We start from the raw sequence: 14,424 nt of genomic DNA on the forward strand, positions 1-14,424 counted from the left end.
CATGACGACCAATACCGCTGTCGCAACCAAACGTGAACCCCAAGTAGCCGTTGTTCCTCTGAATTTGATCATGGTCGAAGACGTCGGTCGCAGTGCGGCTCAGTTCGATGCCTGGTTGCGAGAGATCAGTGGTGATCTTGTCACCTTGGAGCGCATTAAAACGGTGGCAGGGGCTCTACCTGTTGTCGGCAACATCATGGCATTGGTCGACGCGCTGAATGATGTCGTAACGCTTTCCAACAGTCCGAGACAAGACCCTCTCAATTGGGTCAGCCTGGGGATCAACCTGATCGGTGTTTTGCCCATGCCGCCGAACATGGCAGCCGCGCGCATGAGCTTGCGACCGACGCTGTTCCTTGTTCGACAGGAAGTCGCCAAGGTCGGAAAGCTGGTCTTGGGTGATGCGTTGATCAACGTGGTGGTCGGTCATCTGAACGCTGACATCGTGGGCGTGATCGATGATTTCGTTAAGCAGGCACAAGCCAAACTCAAAGAGTTGCTCAATGATGCAGGAGAACTGGGCGAGAAAATTCTCAACGAAATTGCCGTCGGCTTGGAGAGAGTTGTAAATGGACAACTCGACGCCAAAGGTAATTTGAAAGCCGCACAGCAGATGGCAAGCGCTGCCAGCAGCCAGTTGCTCCATGATCCTTTGAGCGCAATCAGCAACATTTTCGGCGCCGCGGCGAACGTTTATACGGCGGCCGGCAAAGGTGTTGCCAACAGTGCGGCCGAGCATCTCCTGCCAGAGCAAGCGAAGAAGAAAGTGCTTGTTCATACGAAATCGCTGCGCGCGATGGGACCTGAATTGCGTACGCAGTTGAACAAGTTGAGTGACCCGGCCGTTCAAAGCTCGATTGGCGCGCTGTTGGTAGTGCTGGCCAGCGCCGTTGCAGCGTGGCGTATGCGCAATGCACACGGGCAGGGCGGCAACGTCAAACCAGGCATGACCAGTCAGTCCCGACGCGTTGCTAGCGACGGCAAGGTTGAAGTCAGCCGGGGTGAATCAAAGCCGAAGTCGCGCCCTAATGACGAGAAAAACGAAGTGTGTCCTGCGACCTGTAAGCGCATCAACTTTGCCATGGGTACAGAGACGTTTGATCACTCGGATTTCAGCCTGCCCGGCGCATTTCCCATTGATTGGACACGCACGTATTGCTCAGACCTTGGCGCCTATGATTGGGGCATCTTGGGAGCGCGCTGGATCACATCGTTTACGACCCGCATCGATGAGCAGGACGAAGGCCTGGTGTTCCACGATGCAGACGGTCGAAGTCATACCTATCCGCAACCCAAGATCGGCCAATTCCATTACGACGCGATAGAGAACATTACCCTGCTGCACGTTAGCGAGGGTCAGTTACTCCTATGCCGTGGTTTCGAGCGCAAGGAAACCTACAGCCGTCATGGGCGCAGTTACGTGCTGGTCAGTGTCGAGTTACGCAATGGCGCCGGAATCATGTTGCATCATGAGCATCGTCACGGCGATGTGGTGGTCTTGTCGGATCTGATCACCTATCAGGAACATGACATCACCAAGGTTCACCGCCACATCGGTACCATGGTTGATGGCTATGGCAGGTTGATTGGACTGTGGGAGATCTGTGATGGCGTCCCTCAGCGTCAGCTGTGTGCTTATGAATTTGACGGGCAGGGTGACCTGGTTCAGGCGCAGGATGAAAATGGCGCCGCTTGGTCGTACCAGTACGAGTACCACCTGATTACTCGCTACAGCGACCGGACCGGGCGCGGCATGAATCTGCAATGGGATGGCACAGGCGCTGATGCCAAAGCCGTGCGTGAATGGGCAGATGACGGGAGCTTTGATACTCGTCTGGAATGGGACGAAAACATTCGTCTGACCTATGTCACCGATGCTCATGGCAATGAGACATGGCATTACTACGACAGCCTGGGATACACCTATCGCATACGTCATGCGGACGGCCTTTCGCAATGGCTGTTCCGTGATGAGGCCAAAAACGTAGTGCGGCATATTCATCCTGACGGCACGACAGATCGCTACAGCTACGACGAACGCAGTAATCGACTTGAGCATATCCGTGCCGATAACAGCGTGGTGCACTTCGCTTACGACGATCAGGATCAACTGATAAAAATCATGGATGCAGAGGGTGGACTTTGGCTTAGAGCTTACGACGACGTTGGCAATTTGACTGAAACGGTCGATCCCCTCGGTAACAAAACCGAGTACGCCTATGACAAGAAAGGTTTGCCGATTGCGATCAAGGATGCCAACGGCAACGAGAAAACGCTTGAGTACAACGATGCCGGACAGTTGCTTAAATACGTTGATTGCTCGGGCAAGACCACTGCATGGGAGTATGACGGTCGGGGGCTGATGATCTGTGCAACCGATGCTGCTGGGCAGAGCACCGAGTATGAATACAAATCTGGACAAGTGGCGCTGATCAAGCACCCTGACAAAACGCAAGAGCGCTTCGAGCACGATGCAGAAGGTCGGCTGTTGGCGCATGTCGATGGACTGGATCGCTGTACGACCTGGCGCTATACGGCGGCGGGTTTCATCGCTGAACGGGTGGATGCTGCCGAACAGACTTTGCGTTATCGCTGGGATCGGCTGGGGCGCTTGCAAGCGTTAGAAAACCAGAATGAGCGCTCAGCACAATTTCTCTATGACCCAGTTGGACGTTTGTTGACTGAGACAGGATTTGACGGTCGCCTGACTCGCTATCAATACGACATAGCGACCGGGCGCCTATCGAAGATCGCGACCGGTGATCGAGTTGTAACGCTTGCGTACGACGAAATGGGACGTGTGACGGAGCGACTGGCCACCCTTGGTGATCAGTCTCAGACGGAACATTACGCTTATGACGGCAGGGGAAAGATGATCCTTGCAAGCAACGCCGATAGTCGTGTGCAGTGGTTCCACGACCCTGCCGGCAACATGGTGCGTGAGCATCAACATTATCTCGGCTTGGAAAAACCACTCGTTGCTGTCTGGCAACATGAATATGACGTGCTCAATCAGCGCGTCGCTACGATTCGCCCTGACGGGCATCGTGTCAGTTGGTTGACCTACGGCAGCGGCCATCTCTTGGCACTGCGTTTTAACGAGCACGAGCTGCTTGGATACGAGCGCGATGACATGCACCGCGAGGTGGCTCGGCATCAAGGCAACCGTTTAATACAAACTCAGAAATGGGATCCGGCCGGGCGGTTGCAGGAGCAAGTGCTGGGGCGCAGCGATGACAATTCGGTTGTGCTCAAGCGTGAGTACGCCTACGACTCAGCCGGACAACTGAGCGAAATCAACGACACGCGTCGTGGCCAACTGTCTTACCGTTATGACCCGGTCAACAGGTTACTGAGTGCGGTCAGTCGTTTGGGTGTCGAGACGTTCGACTTCGACCCAGCGGGTAACCTGCTAGATGAGAAAACAGCTGAGAGCCGACGGCCACTGGAGCTGACCCCAGCACGCAGCAAGCGGGTCGATAACTTGCTGCGTGAATACGCTGGTACTCATTACGAATACGACGAGCGCGGTAATCAGATAAAACGCTGGCGGGATGGTGCTTCCAGCCAAATGCGTTGGGATCTGTTTGATCGGTTGGTGCATTTTGAGGACGCCAGACTGTCGGTGGAATATGCCTACGATGCACTCGGGCGGCGACTACTGAAAAACTCAAGTGTGCATTACAAGCAGCGACCTGCAGCAGGCTCACTGTGGAATAGCGCTGAGCACGCACGTTTGCAGCGCGAGCATGGGTGTGGATTCACGTTGTACGGTTGGGATGGCGATAACCTCGCTTGGGAAAGTCGTGCTGCACAGCAAGATGGCGAGGCGGGGCGCACGATTCACTATGTGTTTGAGCCGGGAACATTCATTCCGGTGGCGCAGGCTATGTCGAATCATTCCATCAATCTGATGGGGCTACCCAGCTATGGCGATGACTATAGTGTGGAGGAGGATCCGCTTTGGAATCACTCAGCAGTATCGCCATCCATTGATGTGCTGGCGTGGTACCAGTGCGACCACCTTGGCACGCCTCAAGAGCTGACCGATCAGCACGGCGAGCTCGTATGGCGCGCCCAGTACAGGGCTTGGGGAGAGATCAGAGAGGAGTGGTCGGAATGGGCGAGGCAGCAGGGCATTGCTAACCCTATTCGATTCCAAGGGCAGTACCATGATCATGAAACGGGTCTGCATTACAATCGGCATAGATATTACGATCCAGGTGTAGGTCGCTTTATCAGCCAGGATCCCATTAGCTATGCGGGTGGGCTGAATCTGTATTTTTACGGGGATAACCCCGTTCTGCTTATCGACCCTCTAGGTCTCGCAGGCCATAAAATAGGGGCGAATACTGCCGGACAAGACGTGCTGGCGCGAGGTGTTCACGTTAACGTGAACGGGGCTGGTTTGCCTCCAGCGGGTGGTCACATCGCTCTAAAACCGAACGCTGAAGGAACCCATGTGGTGCTTGAACCGGCCGACAAGGCAACGCGAGCGATGCCCAACTCCCAATGGGGTAAGGCATGTGAATGTGTTCTACGATACCTCGACAAACCGAGCAATGTGGATCGGCTGAATAAAGCCGCGCAGGCTGGCGTCGATGCAAATCCAAACTCTGCACGTGTGCCCGAACTGAAACAGGTGGGTACCATCCTGAGTGGACACCATGCCGCGGGTACGAACCCTGTAGCGCGTAAATAAGGGAATATATGATTTCTACTGATTTCCATAAGCTGATTGAACTGTTCATCGCTGGGGCGGGTAGTCTTCAGCCAGGCATTTTTGGATTGAACAGCTTTTCCAAGGCAGAATTTATAAAAGCCGATTTTGAGCTCTTCGGTGACCTTGGTGATTTTCATTTTTTTGAGAAAGCATACGACGTTCCTTATTTTCGCCGAAAAATAACAGTTGTGTTTAAGCAGTATTTTTTTGCAGATGAGAGTTTAGGGGGAGGGCTTGGCGTTGCGAATGGGGTAAGGCTGACCTCGCTTTTGAGAAGTCAACCATTTGCGTCTGCTGCCAGGTCTGTAGATCAGCGTGGGATTGCATTATTTTTGTCTGAAGATCAAAGCGAGGGGGCATTGATTTTCGACGAAAAGATCGTAATAAGATTTAATCGGTGGTCCTCGCGAAGTTCTTATGTGATCTCAACAGTAGAGTGCGATTTTGATAATGAGCGCTTCGGTGACTTGGCAAAGAAAGCAGTACATGACGCGTACGAGTTTTGTGATCACAAATCGATGATAAATGGTGCCAGATTCAAAGGCGGCTCGAGTGCTTTCAATCGCTTGATTCGAAAGCTTGAATTGTTCGTGGATAGACCGAGTTTTTGAATCTTTGAGAGATATTACCCAAAGTTCAACGTCTAGCACGGTAATGAATGGCCACCCGGACTCGGTATCAATACGACATAGCGACCGGGCGCCTATCGAAGATTTCGATCAGACTTGGAGTGGTTGAACTATCCCGGATGAGCATTCCTTAAATGAAGCTGGCCGAAATTTATAGCAAAATTATAAGCAAAGAACCCATATAACGATATGTCCTTTGCATCTTGCTAAAGGCTATGTGGATGGCAGGATCCCCATTGAAACCTGTAAGGCTGAGGCTGCGGTTTGGTGGGAAAAAATCGATGAGAAAGGCGCAATACGAGACTTTCAAGATAGGGGCGTATTGCTAGCTAGGCTAGCTATTTGTATGTTGTCAGATGATGAAGGTGATACTTCTGTAGTAGGAGACAATCTTTCGTGGCTTTTGAGGTGTTGGGGTTCTTGAAAGTGGATGTGACAACACCGCTCAGGATGATGGTTGAGTATTTTGAGTTTAAATAAATTTAAGATTGCAAACGGCCGAGCAGTGCGGTGGAGTTGTGAGGCAGAGTTTGTCGCTGATTGCAAAGGAAGGAAGAACAATCAGGAGAGGCCTGTTTTTAAAGATAATCCATCGAGGTTCTCTCTAATTATCTCTGAAGGCTAGGTCTGACGCTGAAGCAGTGGTGCGAGCAGGCGGATCAAGGCATGCGCCAGGGATTGGAGCGTGTGGGTCTGTAATCTTCTTGGTGATTGATCGTTCCCACGCGCAGCAATGGAATGCCTAAGTGACGCTCCGCGTTTCAGTTCGCGAAGGGACGCGGGGCGTCCCGGGCTGCATGCCTTTGCTGCGCGTGGGAACGATCAGGTACGGCGGGGCGGGTTATTTTGCGGAGAACTTGAGAATGACGCTGTGGCTGTAAGTCTGCCCCGGATCAAGCTGTGTACTCGGGAAGTCCGGCTGATTCGGTGAATCCGGATAGTGCTGAGTCTCCAGGGTAAACGCGCCCCAGTGCGGATAGACCTTGCCGCCCTTGCCCTTGACCGTGCCGTCGAGGAAGTTGCTGGTATAGAACTGCACACCCGGTTCCGTGGTGAACAGCTGCAGTACGCGGCCGGACTGCGGATCACTCACTTCAGTGGCAACTTTACTGATATCGCCCTTGGTATCCAGCGCCCAGTTGAAATCGAAACCACCCTGTTTCGCCTCGGCAAATTTCAACTGCGGATGATCAGCCTTGATGTGCGTGCCGATTGCGGTCGGCTTGGTGAAGTCCATCGGCGTGCCCGCCACGGGCGCCAGTTCGCCAGTCGGGATCAGCTTGGCGGTGACCGGGGTGTAATGGCCGGCGTGCAGGGTCGCGACCTGTTTGAGAATGTCGCCATTGCCGGCGCCGGCGAGGTTGAAATAGCTGTGGTTAGTCAGGTTGAGCACCGTCGGTTTATCGGTGCTGGCCTTGTAGTCGATGCGCAGTTCGTTGTTGTCGGTGAGGCGATAGGTCACCTCGGTGGTGAGGTTGCCGGGGAAACCCATTTCACCGTCCGCCGACAGATAGGTCAGGGTCACGCCGACGGAGTCCTTGTCCTTGCTTTCCTGGGCTTTCCAGACCTTCTTGTCGAAGCCCTGCGGGCCGCCGTGCAGCGCATTGGTCTTGTCGTTCTGCGGCACTTGATAGCGCTTGCCGTCGAGTTCGAACGCACCTTCGGCGAGGCGATTGCCGAAGCGGCCGATGGTCGCGCCGAAGTAGGCGGTGCCTTTCTGGTAGCCCTGCACATCGTCGAAGCCGAGCACGACGTCGTCGAACTTACCGTGCTTGTCCGCCACTTTCAGCGATTGCAGGGTCGCACCATAAGTAATGACGGTGGCTTGCATGCCGTGGCTGTTGCGCAGGATGTATTGCTCGACGGGCGTGCCGTCATTGGTTTTGCCGAAAGCTTTGTGTTCGGCGCTGAGGCCGGCCGCGTTGGCGGAGAGAGTGGCGATCATCAGGGACAGTCCGAGGCCGGAGAGCAGGTGACGGGATTGAAGCATGGTTGACCTTCCTTTTTGTTGTTGTTTTCAAATTGCTGCTGACCCTTCGGCAGCTCCTACACGATCACTAGTCATGCTATTTGTGGTGTGGAAGAAAATTTATAGCTGATTAATCGTTTATTTCAACAATAAAGACAGACTATTTGCTGTTGGGGCAACACCGAAGGTCGGCTGATGGCGCGCACCACCGCACTTTTTCGCAATCGGGGGTTCTATCCATGGCCAGGATGCGGTGACTCCCGCCGCACAGGAATGTGCCTGTTCGAGATTTCATGCCGAGAGCTTTTGCCCTGATCGCTGTTTTTTTCCGCCGCCCATGCCTGTTGCTGGCGTGTTTGTCGTCGCTATTGTTCAGCGGTTGCAGTCACCAGGACGGCAATGGTTTTTTCAACCAGATGCGTGACGGTCAGCCGCAGGAATTTTTGCAGACCAGCGTCGACCGCATGGCCACGCTGGCGATGCGCGACAACCTCAATAGCCTCTATCGCTTGATGGGCAAGCTGTACCTGCGTAATCCCGAAGAACTGCGCAAATCCGGTTTCCTCAACATTAATACCGCGGTGAAACAGGTGCGCTTGGCCATCGAGCAACAACAGCCGTTGCCGGTGCTCGGCGGTCGCAAGGATCTGGCCGCGCTCAGCTATGCGATGAGTCCGGAGTTTCTTGGTGACCGCGTTGGCGCGTTTATCTATGCGATCGGCAGCATGCTGGTGACCGCCCACGGCAATCGCACCGAGTTCTATATGACCGATGCGATCAACCCGACGTTCGTTTACAACTCCGCGCGCAATATCGAGAAGGCCATGTGGATTCTGTCGCAACGGCAGAACAAGGAAGGCCAGCCGCTGTTGTTCTCCAACGAGATTTCGGAGGAGGGCAGCAACCTGAGTTTCGCCACCGAATTCAGCAAAATCGTCGCACGCCTGGATTTGCTTACGCAGATGCTGGATGAGCGGTATCGGCGGATCGGCCTTAACTACGCGCAGAGTTTGCTGTTTCTGAATTTCCTGCCGGTGCAGTGAATTCTGTTAGGGCGGTGATGATCAATGCACCACCAGTGAAAGCTGGCAAGCCAGTTCCCCAGGGTTTGTGATGCGCAGAGATCCAGTGTGGGAGCGAGCCTGCTCGCGAAAGCGTTCCTTCAGGCGCTGAAGTATTAACTGATCTGCCGCATTCGCGAGCAGGCTCGCTCCCACATTGATCAAATAGCGGCTGTGGTTTTTGTATACAATCCGTCGCCATTATTGATCGAAATGGAGCCGCATCCGTCATGACCGACCCCGCCAGCGCCGATGTCAGCCGCGTCGACCGCACCGTCCGTGCGGACAAACTGCCCTATGCCGCGTTGCTGGCGTTCGCCATGACCGGGTTCATCGCCATTCTCACCGAAACCCTGCCCGCCGGGCTGTTGCCGCAAATCGGTGGCGGGCTCAACGTCAGTGAAGTGCTCGCCGGGCAACTGGTGACGCTGTATGCCCTCGGCTCGATTGTCGCGGCGATCCCGCTGACGGTTGCCACGCGCGGCTGGCCGCGGCGGCGAGTGTTGTTGATGACGGTCGGCGGGTTTCTGCTGTTCAACACCGTCACTACGTTTTCCAGCCACTACGGTTTGACCCTGGCTTCGCGCTTTCTGGCCGGGATGGCGGCGGGGTTGTCGTGGGGGATCATGGCCGGTTATGCGCGCGGCATTGTGCCGGTGCATCAGCAGGGGCGGGCGCTGGCGATTGCCATGCTCGGCACCCCGGTGGCGCTGTCGCTGGGCACGCCGGCCGGGACGTGGCTGGGTAATCTGATCGGCTGGCGTGCGTCGTTCGGGATCATGTCGGCGCTGGCTCTGGTGCTGGCGGCGTGGATCGTGATCGCGGTGCCGGATCGTCCGGGGCAGGCCAGTGATGAGCGTCTACCGTTGCTCGAATCAATGCGCCTGCCCGGCGTGCGGCCGGTGTTGTTCGTGGTGCTGACGTGGATGCTCGGACACAACATTCTTTACACCTATATCTCACCGTTTCTGATGCAGGCCGGTCTCGCCGATCGGGTTGATCTGGTGCTACTGGTGTTTGGCCTGTGTTCGCTGGTGGGGATCTGGATTATTGGCCTGCTGGTGGATCGCTGGTTGCGCTGGCTGACCTTGATCAGCCTTGCGGTGTTTGCATTGACCGCACTGGTGTTGGCGCTGGCTGCGCCGTCACCGTTGCTCGTTTATGCCTGCATGGCGGTGTGGGGCTTGTCGTTTGGCGGTTCGGCCACCTTGCTGCTGACCTCGGCGGCGGATTCGGCCGGTGAACATGTCGACGTGGTGCAAGCGATGCTCACCACTTCGTGGAACGTGGCGATTGCCGGGGGCGGGTTGTTTGGTGGGCTGTTGCTGGATCGGGCCGGGGCGATGTCGTTTCCGTGGGCGTTGTTGATTCTGTCGCTGATCGCCTTGGCCACCGTGTGGATCAACAAAACCCACAGCTTCAAACCGGGTCGGCGGGTACACTGATCCTCGGCTCACCAAATTCCACTACAGAAAAGCGATCGTGAGTTTGATATGGCATAACGATAGACCGCATCGATATATGTGGTTATAAGAAAAATCGCTATGCTGCGGCCAGATTTTTCCTGTCGTTTTTCTGGGCGGTTTAATGGAATTGGCAAATTTCGGCCTGGTGATTGCCGGGCTGGTGGTGGGTTTTATTGTCGGCATGACCGGTGTCGGCGGTGGTTCGTTGATGACGCCGATCCTGTTGTGGTTCGGCATCAACCCGGCAACGGCGGTGGGCACTGACCTGCTGTACGCCGCCATTACCAAATCCAGTGGCGTACTCGTTCACAAAAAGAACAAGAACATCGACTGGGCCATTACCGGCTGGCTGACCCTCGGCAGCGTGCCGGCGGTGGCCATGACCCTGTGGTTCTTGAGCACCCTGCACACCGCGCCGGACGCAATGAACGCCATCATCAAGCAGGCGCTGGGCTTCGTCCTGTTCGCCACGGCGCTGGCGATCTTCTTCAAGAAACGCTTGCTCGAGTTCGCGCACAAACGGGCCGGCGGCAACTACAACCCGAGTGGTTCGCGTCTGAACGTGATGACCGTGATCACCGGTCTGATCCTCGGCACCATGGTCGCCCTGACCTCGATCGGCGCTGGCGCCTTGGGCACCGTTGCGCTGTTCATCCTTTACCCGCTGCTGCCAACCCGTCGCCTGGTCGGCACCGAAATCGCCCACGCCGTGCCGCTGACCCTGGTTGCAGGCCTCGGCCACGCGAGCATGGGCAATATGGATTGGGGCGTGCTGGGCTTCTTGCTGATGGGTTCGCTGCCAGGCATCTGGCTCGGCAGCCACCTGACCGGGCGCATCTCCGATGAAGTGCTGCGCCCGTGCCTGGCGACGATGCTGGTGCTGATCGGTTATAAGCTGGCGTTTTAAGTGGTGTATTTCATCACCGTCACCGGCAGCTCTTCGTACACCAGCTCCTCAACCACTTCCCAGCCCAGCCGCGCATAGAGCGACTGCGACGTGTCGGTGTACAGATACAACTCAGGCACACCCAGCGCCTTCGCTTCCTCAACCACTCGGTTGACCAGTTGTGACGCAATCCCGCGCCTGCGTTCCTCAGCCTTCACATAAACACCTGCCAGCCATGGCGTCAGGTTCGGCCGAAGCTTCAGATCGCTTTCGATCAGCAGCGCGCCGCCCAGCAGTCGTGAGCCGTCCAGCGCTACCACGACGCTCGGCACCGAACCTTTGCCGCAGGCGGCGCGCATGTGTTCGATGCGGTCCTCGACGGTTTGCCCGGGACGAAACTCGCCCCATTCCTTGAAGTTGAGCGTGGCCAGTTCTTCGATCAATTCAGGGTGATTGCACAGGTAATCGATGTGCATGCGGGTGAACTCCATTTCATGGGCAGAACCACCACCCTAATGCGCTCATAAAAGGTAATCAAATCCGGGTTGCGATCACGGCGGCGATGTTGCGCAATGTCGTGCCTGTCCTAAGCTTCTGTACAGGCGATACCTATTTGCCGGGTGGCCCCGGAACAATCGCCACGATGCGCAATCAGTAGTGCGTGGATATCAAAAGGAGATGCGCATGCTCATCAGGTCATTGACCCTGACACTCTTGCTGGCGATTGCCGGCCCCTTGTTCGCCGCTGACAGCGATTCACCCTTGGCCGGGGACGTGGGCCGCGCCCGACCGCTGATCGTGATCGCCCAAAGCACCGTCGACCCCGTGTGGCTAAGCCTGAAAAAGTCGCTGGAAGATCCGGCCAACAAAAAAGGTGTCACCGACCGCAACATCAAGGTCTACACCATTCTCAGCATGGCCGGCCAGCTCGACGGCAAGGACATGGGCCAGCAAGACACCATGGCGCTACTGCGCTCGCTGAAGCTGGGTGCCGGGGCATACCCGAAAGTGTTTCTGGTCGGCAAGGACGGCGAGACCAAATTCTCGGCGTCGGGGGAGGAAGCGAAAGCGGTGGATCTGAAGAAAATCTTCGACACCATCGATGCCATGCCAATGGCCGAGAAGGAAGCGGCCGCTGCCGCTCAGGCGCCAGTCGCGGCTACGCCGGAACCGGCAAAAGGCGCCAAGAATGCCAAGCCGACCAAGCCTGCGAAACCGAGCAAGCCGCCGGAAATGCCGGATGATTGATGGCGAGATCCGATCAAACAAATGGGCGACCTCTACAGGTCGCCCATTTGTTTCCCGCTAAGGGTCGCAGCCTGCGGCAGCGCCTACATTGACCGGGTGAAAACCCGATCCTGTAGGCGCTGCCGCAGGCTGCGATCTTTTGGTTTTCAGTCAGTGACAGCACCGAGAATTGTATGGGCGATTTTCACCCGCTCAGGAATCGGAAAGTTCTTGTTCGCCATGATCACAATGCCAACATCCTTGCTCGGCACAAACGCCACGTAAGTCCCGAAGCCACCGGTAGACCCTGTCTTGTTGATCAACACATCATCCGGTTGCGGCTGCGGCGGATTCAGCCACTGCACTTTATGCGCTTCCATGGCCATTTCCGTCGAGTTGCCCGCGAGCAAGCGATCAAGGCTGATCGGGTAGCGATACATTTCCCAGCCCAGGCCCTGGGTCATGTCATCAACGGTGTAATAACCGGTGTGGGTGTTGGCGATGGTTTTTTGCATGACCGCGTCAAGCGTGCCCGGCTTAAGGTTGGTCTGCACGTAACGCAGCATGTCCACGGTGCTGGTTTTCACGCCATAGGCCTGTGCGTCCAGCGCGCCGGGGGTGACGCGCACCGGTTTGTCGTTCTTGTCATAGCCCTGCGCATATAGACCCATTTGCGCGGCAGGCACGCTGAGGTAGGTGTGCTGCAAACCGAGCTTTGGCAGCAGGGTTTGCGTCATCGCTTGATCAAACGGCTGGCCAAGGCTTTTTGCGGCCAGATAACCAAACAGGCCCAAGCTCGGGTTGGAGTATTGGCGATGGCTGCCGGCAGGATAGGTCGGTTTCCACTGTTGGAAATAGCCGAGCATCTTGTCAGGCGAATCCGCGTCATCCGGGAATTGCAGCGGCAAACCACCGGCACTGTAAGTGCCCAGTTGCAGCACATTGATGTTATCGAAGGCGCTGCCTTTCAATTCGGGCCAGAGCTGACTGGCCTTGGTCGACAGGTCGAGTTTACCGGTCGCCTGGGCGTAACCGGCGAGGGTGGCGGTGAAGGTTTTGCTCACCGAACCGATTTCGAACAGGGTGTTTTCGCTGACTTTTTGCCCGGTATCTTTGCTGGCGACGCCGTAGTTAAAGTAATGCGCCTTGCCGTTGACGGTCAGCGCTACGGTCAGGCCGGGAATGTTCTGTTGTTGCATCACCGGTGTCACCGCAGCGTTGACCAACGCTTGCATCTGCGCATCGTCGGTTACGGCGGCGAGGCAGGACGTGGCGCCGAAAAACAGGCCGAAAGCGGCGCAGGAAATGACCTTGCTCGATTGAATGGATGACATGAATGAACCACTCTCCATGAGTGTTGAGGGCGTTATCCCGCTACACTGCGGGCGTTTTCTTTGTTGGGTGGCTGATCAGCGTCGCCAATCTAGTCAGCGCGGCGCCAATCGGCAAACGACGAAAACTCGCACGAGCCATTAGAAAAATTTGGGACTGGGCATGATTCGACCGCAATTGCCGCTCAATGCACTGCGCGCCTTTGAAGCGTCCGCGCGCCATTTGAGCTTCACCCGTGCTGCCGTGGAGCTGTGTGTTACGCAAGCAGCGGTCAGCCATCAGGTGAAAAGTCTTGAGACGCAACTCAACGTTACCCTGTTCAAACGCCTGCCCCGTGGGCTGATGCTGACCAGTGAAGGCGAAACCTTGCTGCCGGTGCTGAGCACTTCATTCGATCACATTGCGCAGATTCTCGAACGCCTTGCCGGTGGACAGTATCGTGAAATGTTGACCGTCGGCGCGGTGGGGACTTTCGCCGTGGGTTGGCTGTTGCCGCGGCTGGCGGACTTTCGGGCGAAACATCCGCTCATCGATTTGCGCCTGTCGACCAACAACAACCGCGTGGATGTTGCGGCGGAAGGGCTTGATTACGCGATCCGCTTCGGTGCTGGCGCGTGGCATGGCATTGAGGCAGCGCGGTTGCTCGACGCACCGCTTTCGGTGTTGTGCGTGCCGGAAATCGCCCGGCAATTACAGTCGCCGGGGGATCTTTTGCAGCAAACCTTGCTGCGTTCCTATCGCACCGATGAATGGCCGGAATGGTTTCAGGCTGCCGGTCTGGCGACTCAAGCTGCACCGCCGCAGAGTATTGTGTTCGATTCGTCGTTGGCGATGATGGAAGCGGCTTTGCAGGGCAGTGGGGTGGCGTTGGCGCCGCCGCTGATGTTCGCCCGGCAACTGGCGGCGGAGGCGATTTGTCAGCCATTTGCGATTGAGATTACGACGGGGAGTTACTGGTTGACGCGATTGCAGTCGCGACCTGAAACGGCGGCGATGAGTGCGTTCAAGGAGTGGCTGTTACAGGCTTCCGTCTAGCGTAAAACCCTGTGGGAGCGAGCTTGCTCGCGAAAGGGGCAGGTCAGTCAACATTACTGTTTCTGACACACCGCATTCGCGAGCAAGCTCGCTCCC

At 56.3% G+C, this 14,424-nt stretch carries 10 protein-coding genes; 7 read left to right on the forward strand and 3 right to left on the reverse strand.

The window, feature by feature from the left end:
• The first annotated feature begins 1 nt into the window (after position 1).
• Positions 2-4,702: an RHS repeat-associated core domain-containing protein gene (locus tag ACM6IV_RS05040; RefSeq protein ID WP_414868985.1), complete on the forward strand. Its 4,701-nt coding sequence runs from the start codon at positions 2-4 to the stop codon at positions 4,700-4,702.
• Between the two features lie 8 nt (positions 4,703-4,710).
• Positions 4,711-5,334: a hypothetical protein gene (locus tag ACM6IV_RS05045; protein WP_414868986.1), complete on the forward strand. Its 624-nt coding sequence runs from the start codon at positions 4,711-4,713 to the stop codon at positions 5,332-5,334.
• 859 nt (positions 5,335-6,193) lie between these two features.
• On the opposite strand, the gene ACM6IV_RS05050 is transcribed toward ACM6IV_RS05045, so the two are convergent.
• The gene (locus ACM6IV_RS05050) at positions 6,194-7,342 is read right to left on the reverse strand and encodes an aldose epimerase family protein (protein ID WP_414868987.1); all 1,149 of its coding nucleotides are present in this window, start codon (positions 7,340-7,342) and stop codon (positions 6,194-6,196) included.
• A 272-nt stretch (positions 7,343-7,614) separates the two neighbouring features.
• On the opposite strand from ACM6IV_RS05050, the gene ACM6IV_RS05055 reads away from it, so the two are divergent.
• The 3 genes from ACM6IV_RS05055 (at position 7,615) to ACM6IV_RS05065 (ending at position 10,755) form a co-directional block, all read left to right on the forward strand.
• Positions 7,615-8,364, forward strand: coding sequence for a hypothetical protein (locus ACM6IV_RS05055; protein ID WP_414868988.1), 750 nt, complete (start codon positions 7,615-7,617; stop codon positions 8,362-8,364).
• A 248-nt stretch (positions 8,365-8,612) separates the two neighbouring features.
• The gene (locus ACM6IV_RS05060; RefSeq protein ID WP_414868989.1) at positions 8,613-9,827 is read left to right on the forward strand and encodes an MFS transporter; all 1,215 of its coding nucleotides are present in this window, start codon (positions 8,613-8,615) and stop codon (positions 9,825-9,827) included.
• 142 nt (positions 9,828-9,969) lie between these two features.
• Positions 9,970-10,755: a sulfite exporter TauE/SafE family protein gene (locus ACM6IV_RS05065; protein WP_041477188.1), complete on the forward strand. Its 786-nt coding sequence runs from the start codon at positions 9,970-9,972 to the stop codon at positions 10,753-10,755.
• Here the strand turns inward: ACM6IV_RS05065 and ACM6IV_RS05070 are convergent.
• Entirely contained in the window at positions 10,752-11,210 is a 459-nt protein-coding gene (locus tag ACM6IV_RS05070) for a GNAT family N-acetyltransferase (RefSeq protein WP_414868990.1), read from the reverse strand. The two genes, ACM6IV_RS05065 and ACM6IV_RS05070, sit on opposite strands and share 4 nt — an antisense overlap.
• Positions 11,211-11,418: 208 nt before the next feature.
• Here ACM6IV_RS05070 and ACM6IV_RS05075 point away from each other — a divergent pair, with 208 nt between their 5' ends.
• Positions 11,419-11,982, forward strand: a complete 564-nt coding sequence (locus ACM6IV_RS05075; protein WP_414868991.1) for a DUF4174 domain-containing protein — start codon at positions 11,419-11,421, stop codon at positions 11,980-11,982.
• A 146-nt stretch (positions 11,983-12,128) separates the two neighbouring features.
• Here the strand turns inward: ACM6IV_RS05075 and ampC are convergent, their stop codons facing one another.
• Complete coding sequence (ampC, locus tag ACM6IV_RS05080; RefSeq protein WP_414868992.1) at positions 12,129-13,295, reverse strand: class C beta-lactamase; 1,167 nt, start codon at positions 13,293-13,295, stop codon at positions 12,129-12,131.
• A gap of 160 nt (positions 13,296-13,455) precedes the next feature.
• On the opposite strand from ampC, the gene ACM6IV_RS05085 reads away from it, so the two are divergent.
• Positions 13,456-14,328 (forward strand): LysR family transcriptional regulator, encoded by an 873-nt coding sequence (locus ACM6IV_RS05085; protein WP_414868993.1) that lies wholly within the window; start codon positions 13,456-13,458, stop codon positions 14,326-14,328.
• Positions 14,329-14,424: the final 96 nt, after the last annotated feature.

This window comes from Pseudomonas sp. IT-347P, from assembly GCF_949768005.1.
GTDB lineage: Bacteria > Pseudomonadota > Gammaproteobacteria > Pseudomonadales > Pseudomonadaceae > Aquipseudomonas.

Bases quoted from the DNA above. Each gene is read 5' to 3' on its own strand.
- ACM6IV_RS05060 (WP_414868989.1), top strand. From the start codon at position 8,613: ATGACCGACCCCGCCAGCGCCGATGTCAGCCGCGTCGACCGCACCGTC.
- ampC (WP_414868992.1), bottom strand. From the start codon at position 13,295: ATGTCATCCATTCAATCGAGCAAGGTCATTTCCTGCGCCGCTTTCGGC.
- ACM6IV_RS05070 (WP_414868990.1), bottom strand. From the start codon at position 11,210: ATGCACATCGATTACCTGTGCAATCACCCTGAATTGATCGAAGAACTG.
- ACM6IV_RS05050 (WP_414868987.1), bottom strand. From the start codon at position 7,342: ATGCTTCAATCCCGTCACCTGCTCTCCGGCCTCGGACTGTCCCTGATG.
- ACM6IV_RS05045 (WP_414868986.1), top strand. From the start codon at position 4,711: ATGATTTCTACTGATTTCCATAAGCTGATTGAACTGTTCATCGCTGGG.
- ACM6IV_RS05040 (WP_414868985.1), top strand. From the start codon at position 2: ATGACGACCAATACCGCTGTCGCAACCAAACGTGAACCCCAAGTAGCC.
- ACM6IV_RS05075 (WP_414868991.1), top strand. From the start codon at position 11,419: ATGCTCATCAGGTCATTGACCCTGACACTCTTGCTGGCGATTGCCGGC.
- ACM6IV_RS05055 (WP_414868988.1), top strand. From the start codon at position 7,615: ATGCCGAGAGCTTTTGCCCTGATCGCTGTTTTTTTCCGCCGCCCATGC.
- ACM6IV_RS05085 (WP_414868993.1), top strand. From the start codon at position 13,456: ATGATTCGACCGCAATTGCCGCTCAATGCACTGCGCGCCTTTGAAGCG.
- ACM6IV_RS05065 (WP_041477188.1), top strand. From the start codon at position 9,970: ATGGAATTGGCAAATTTCGGCCTGGTGATTGCCGGGCTGGTGGTGGGT.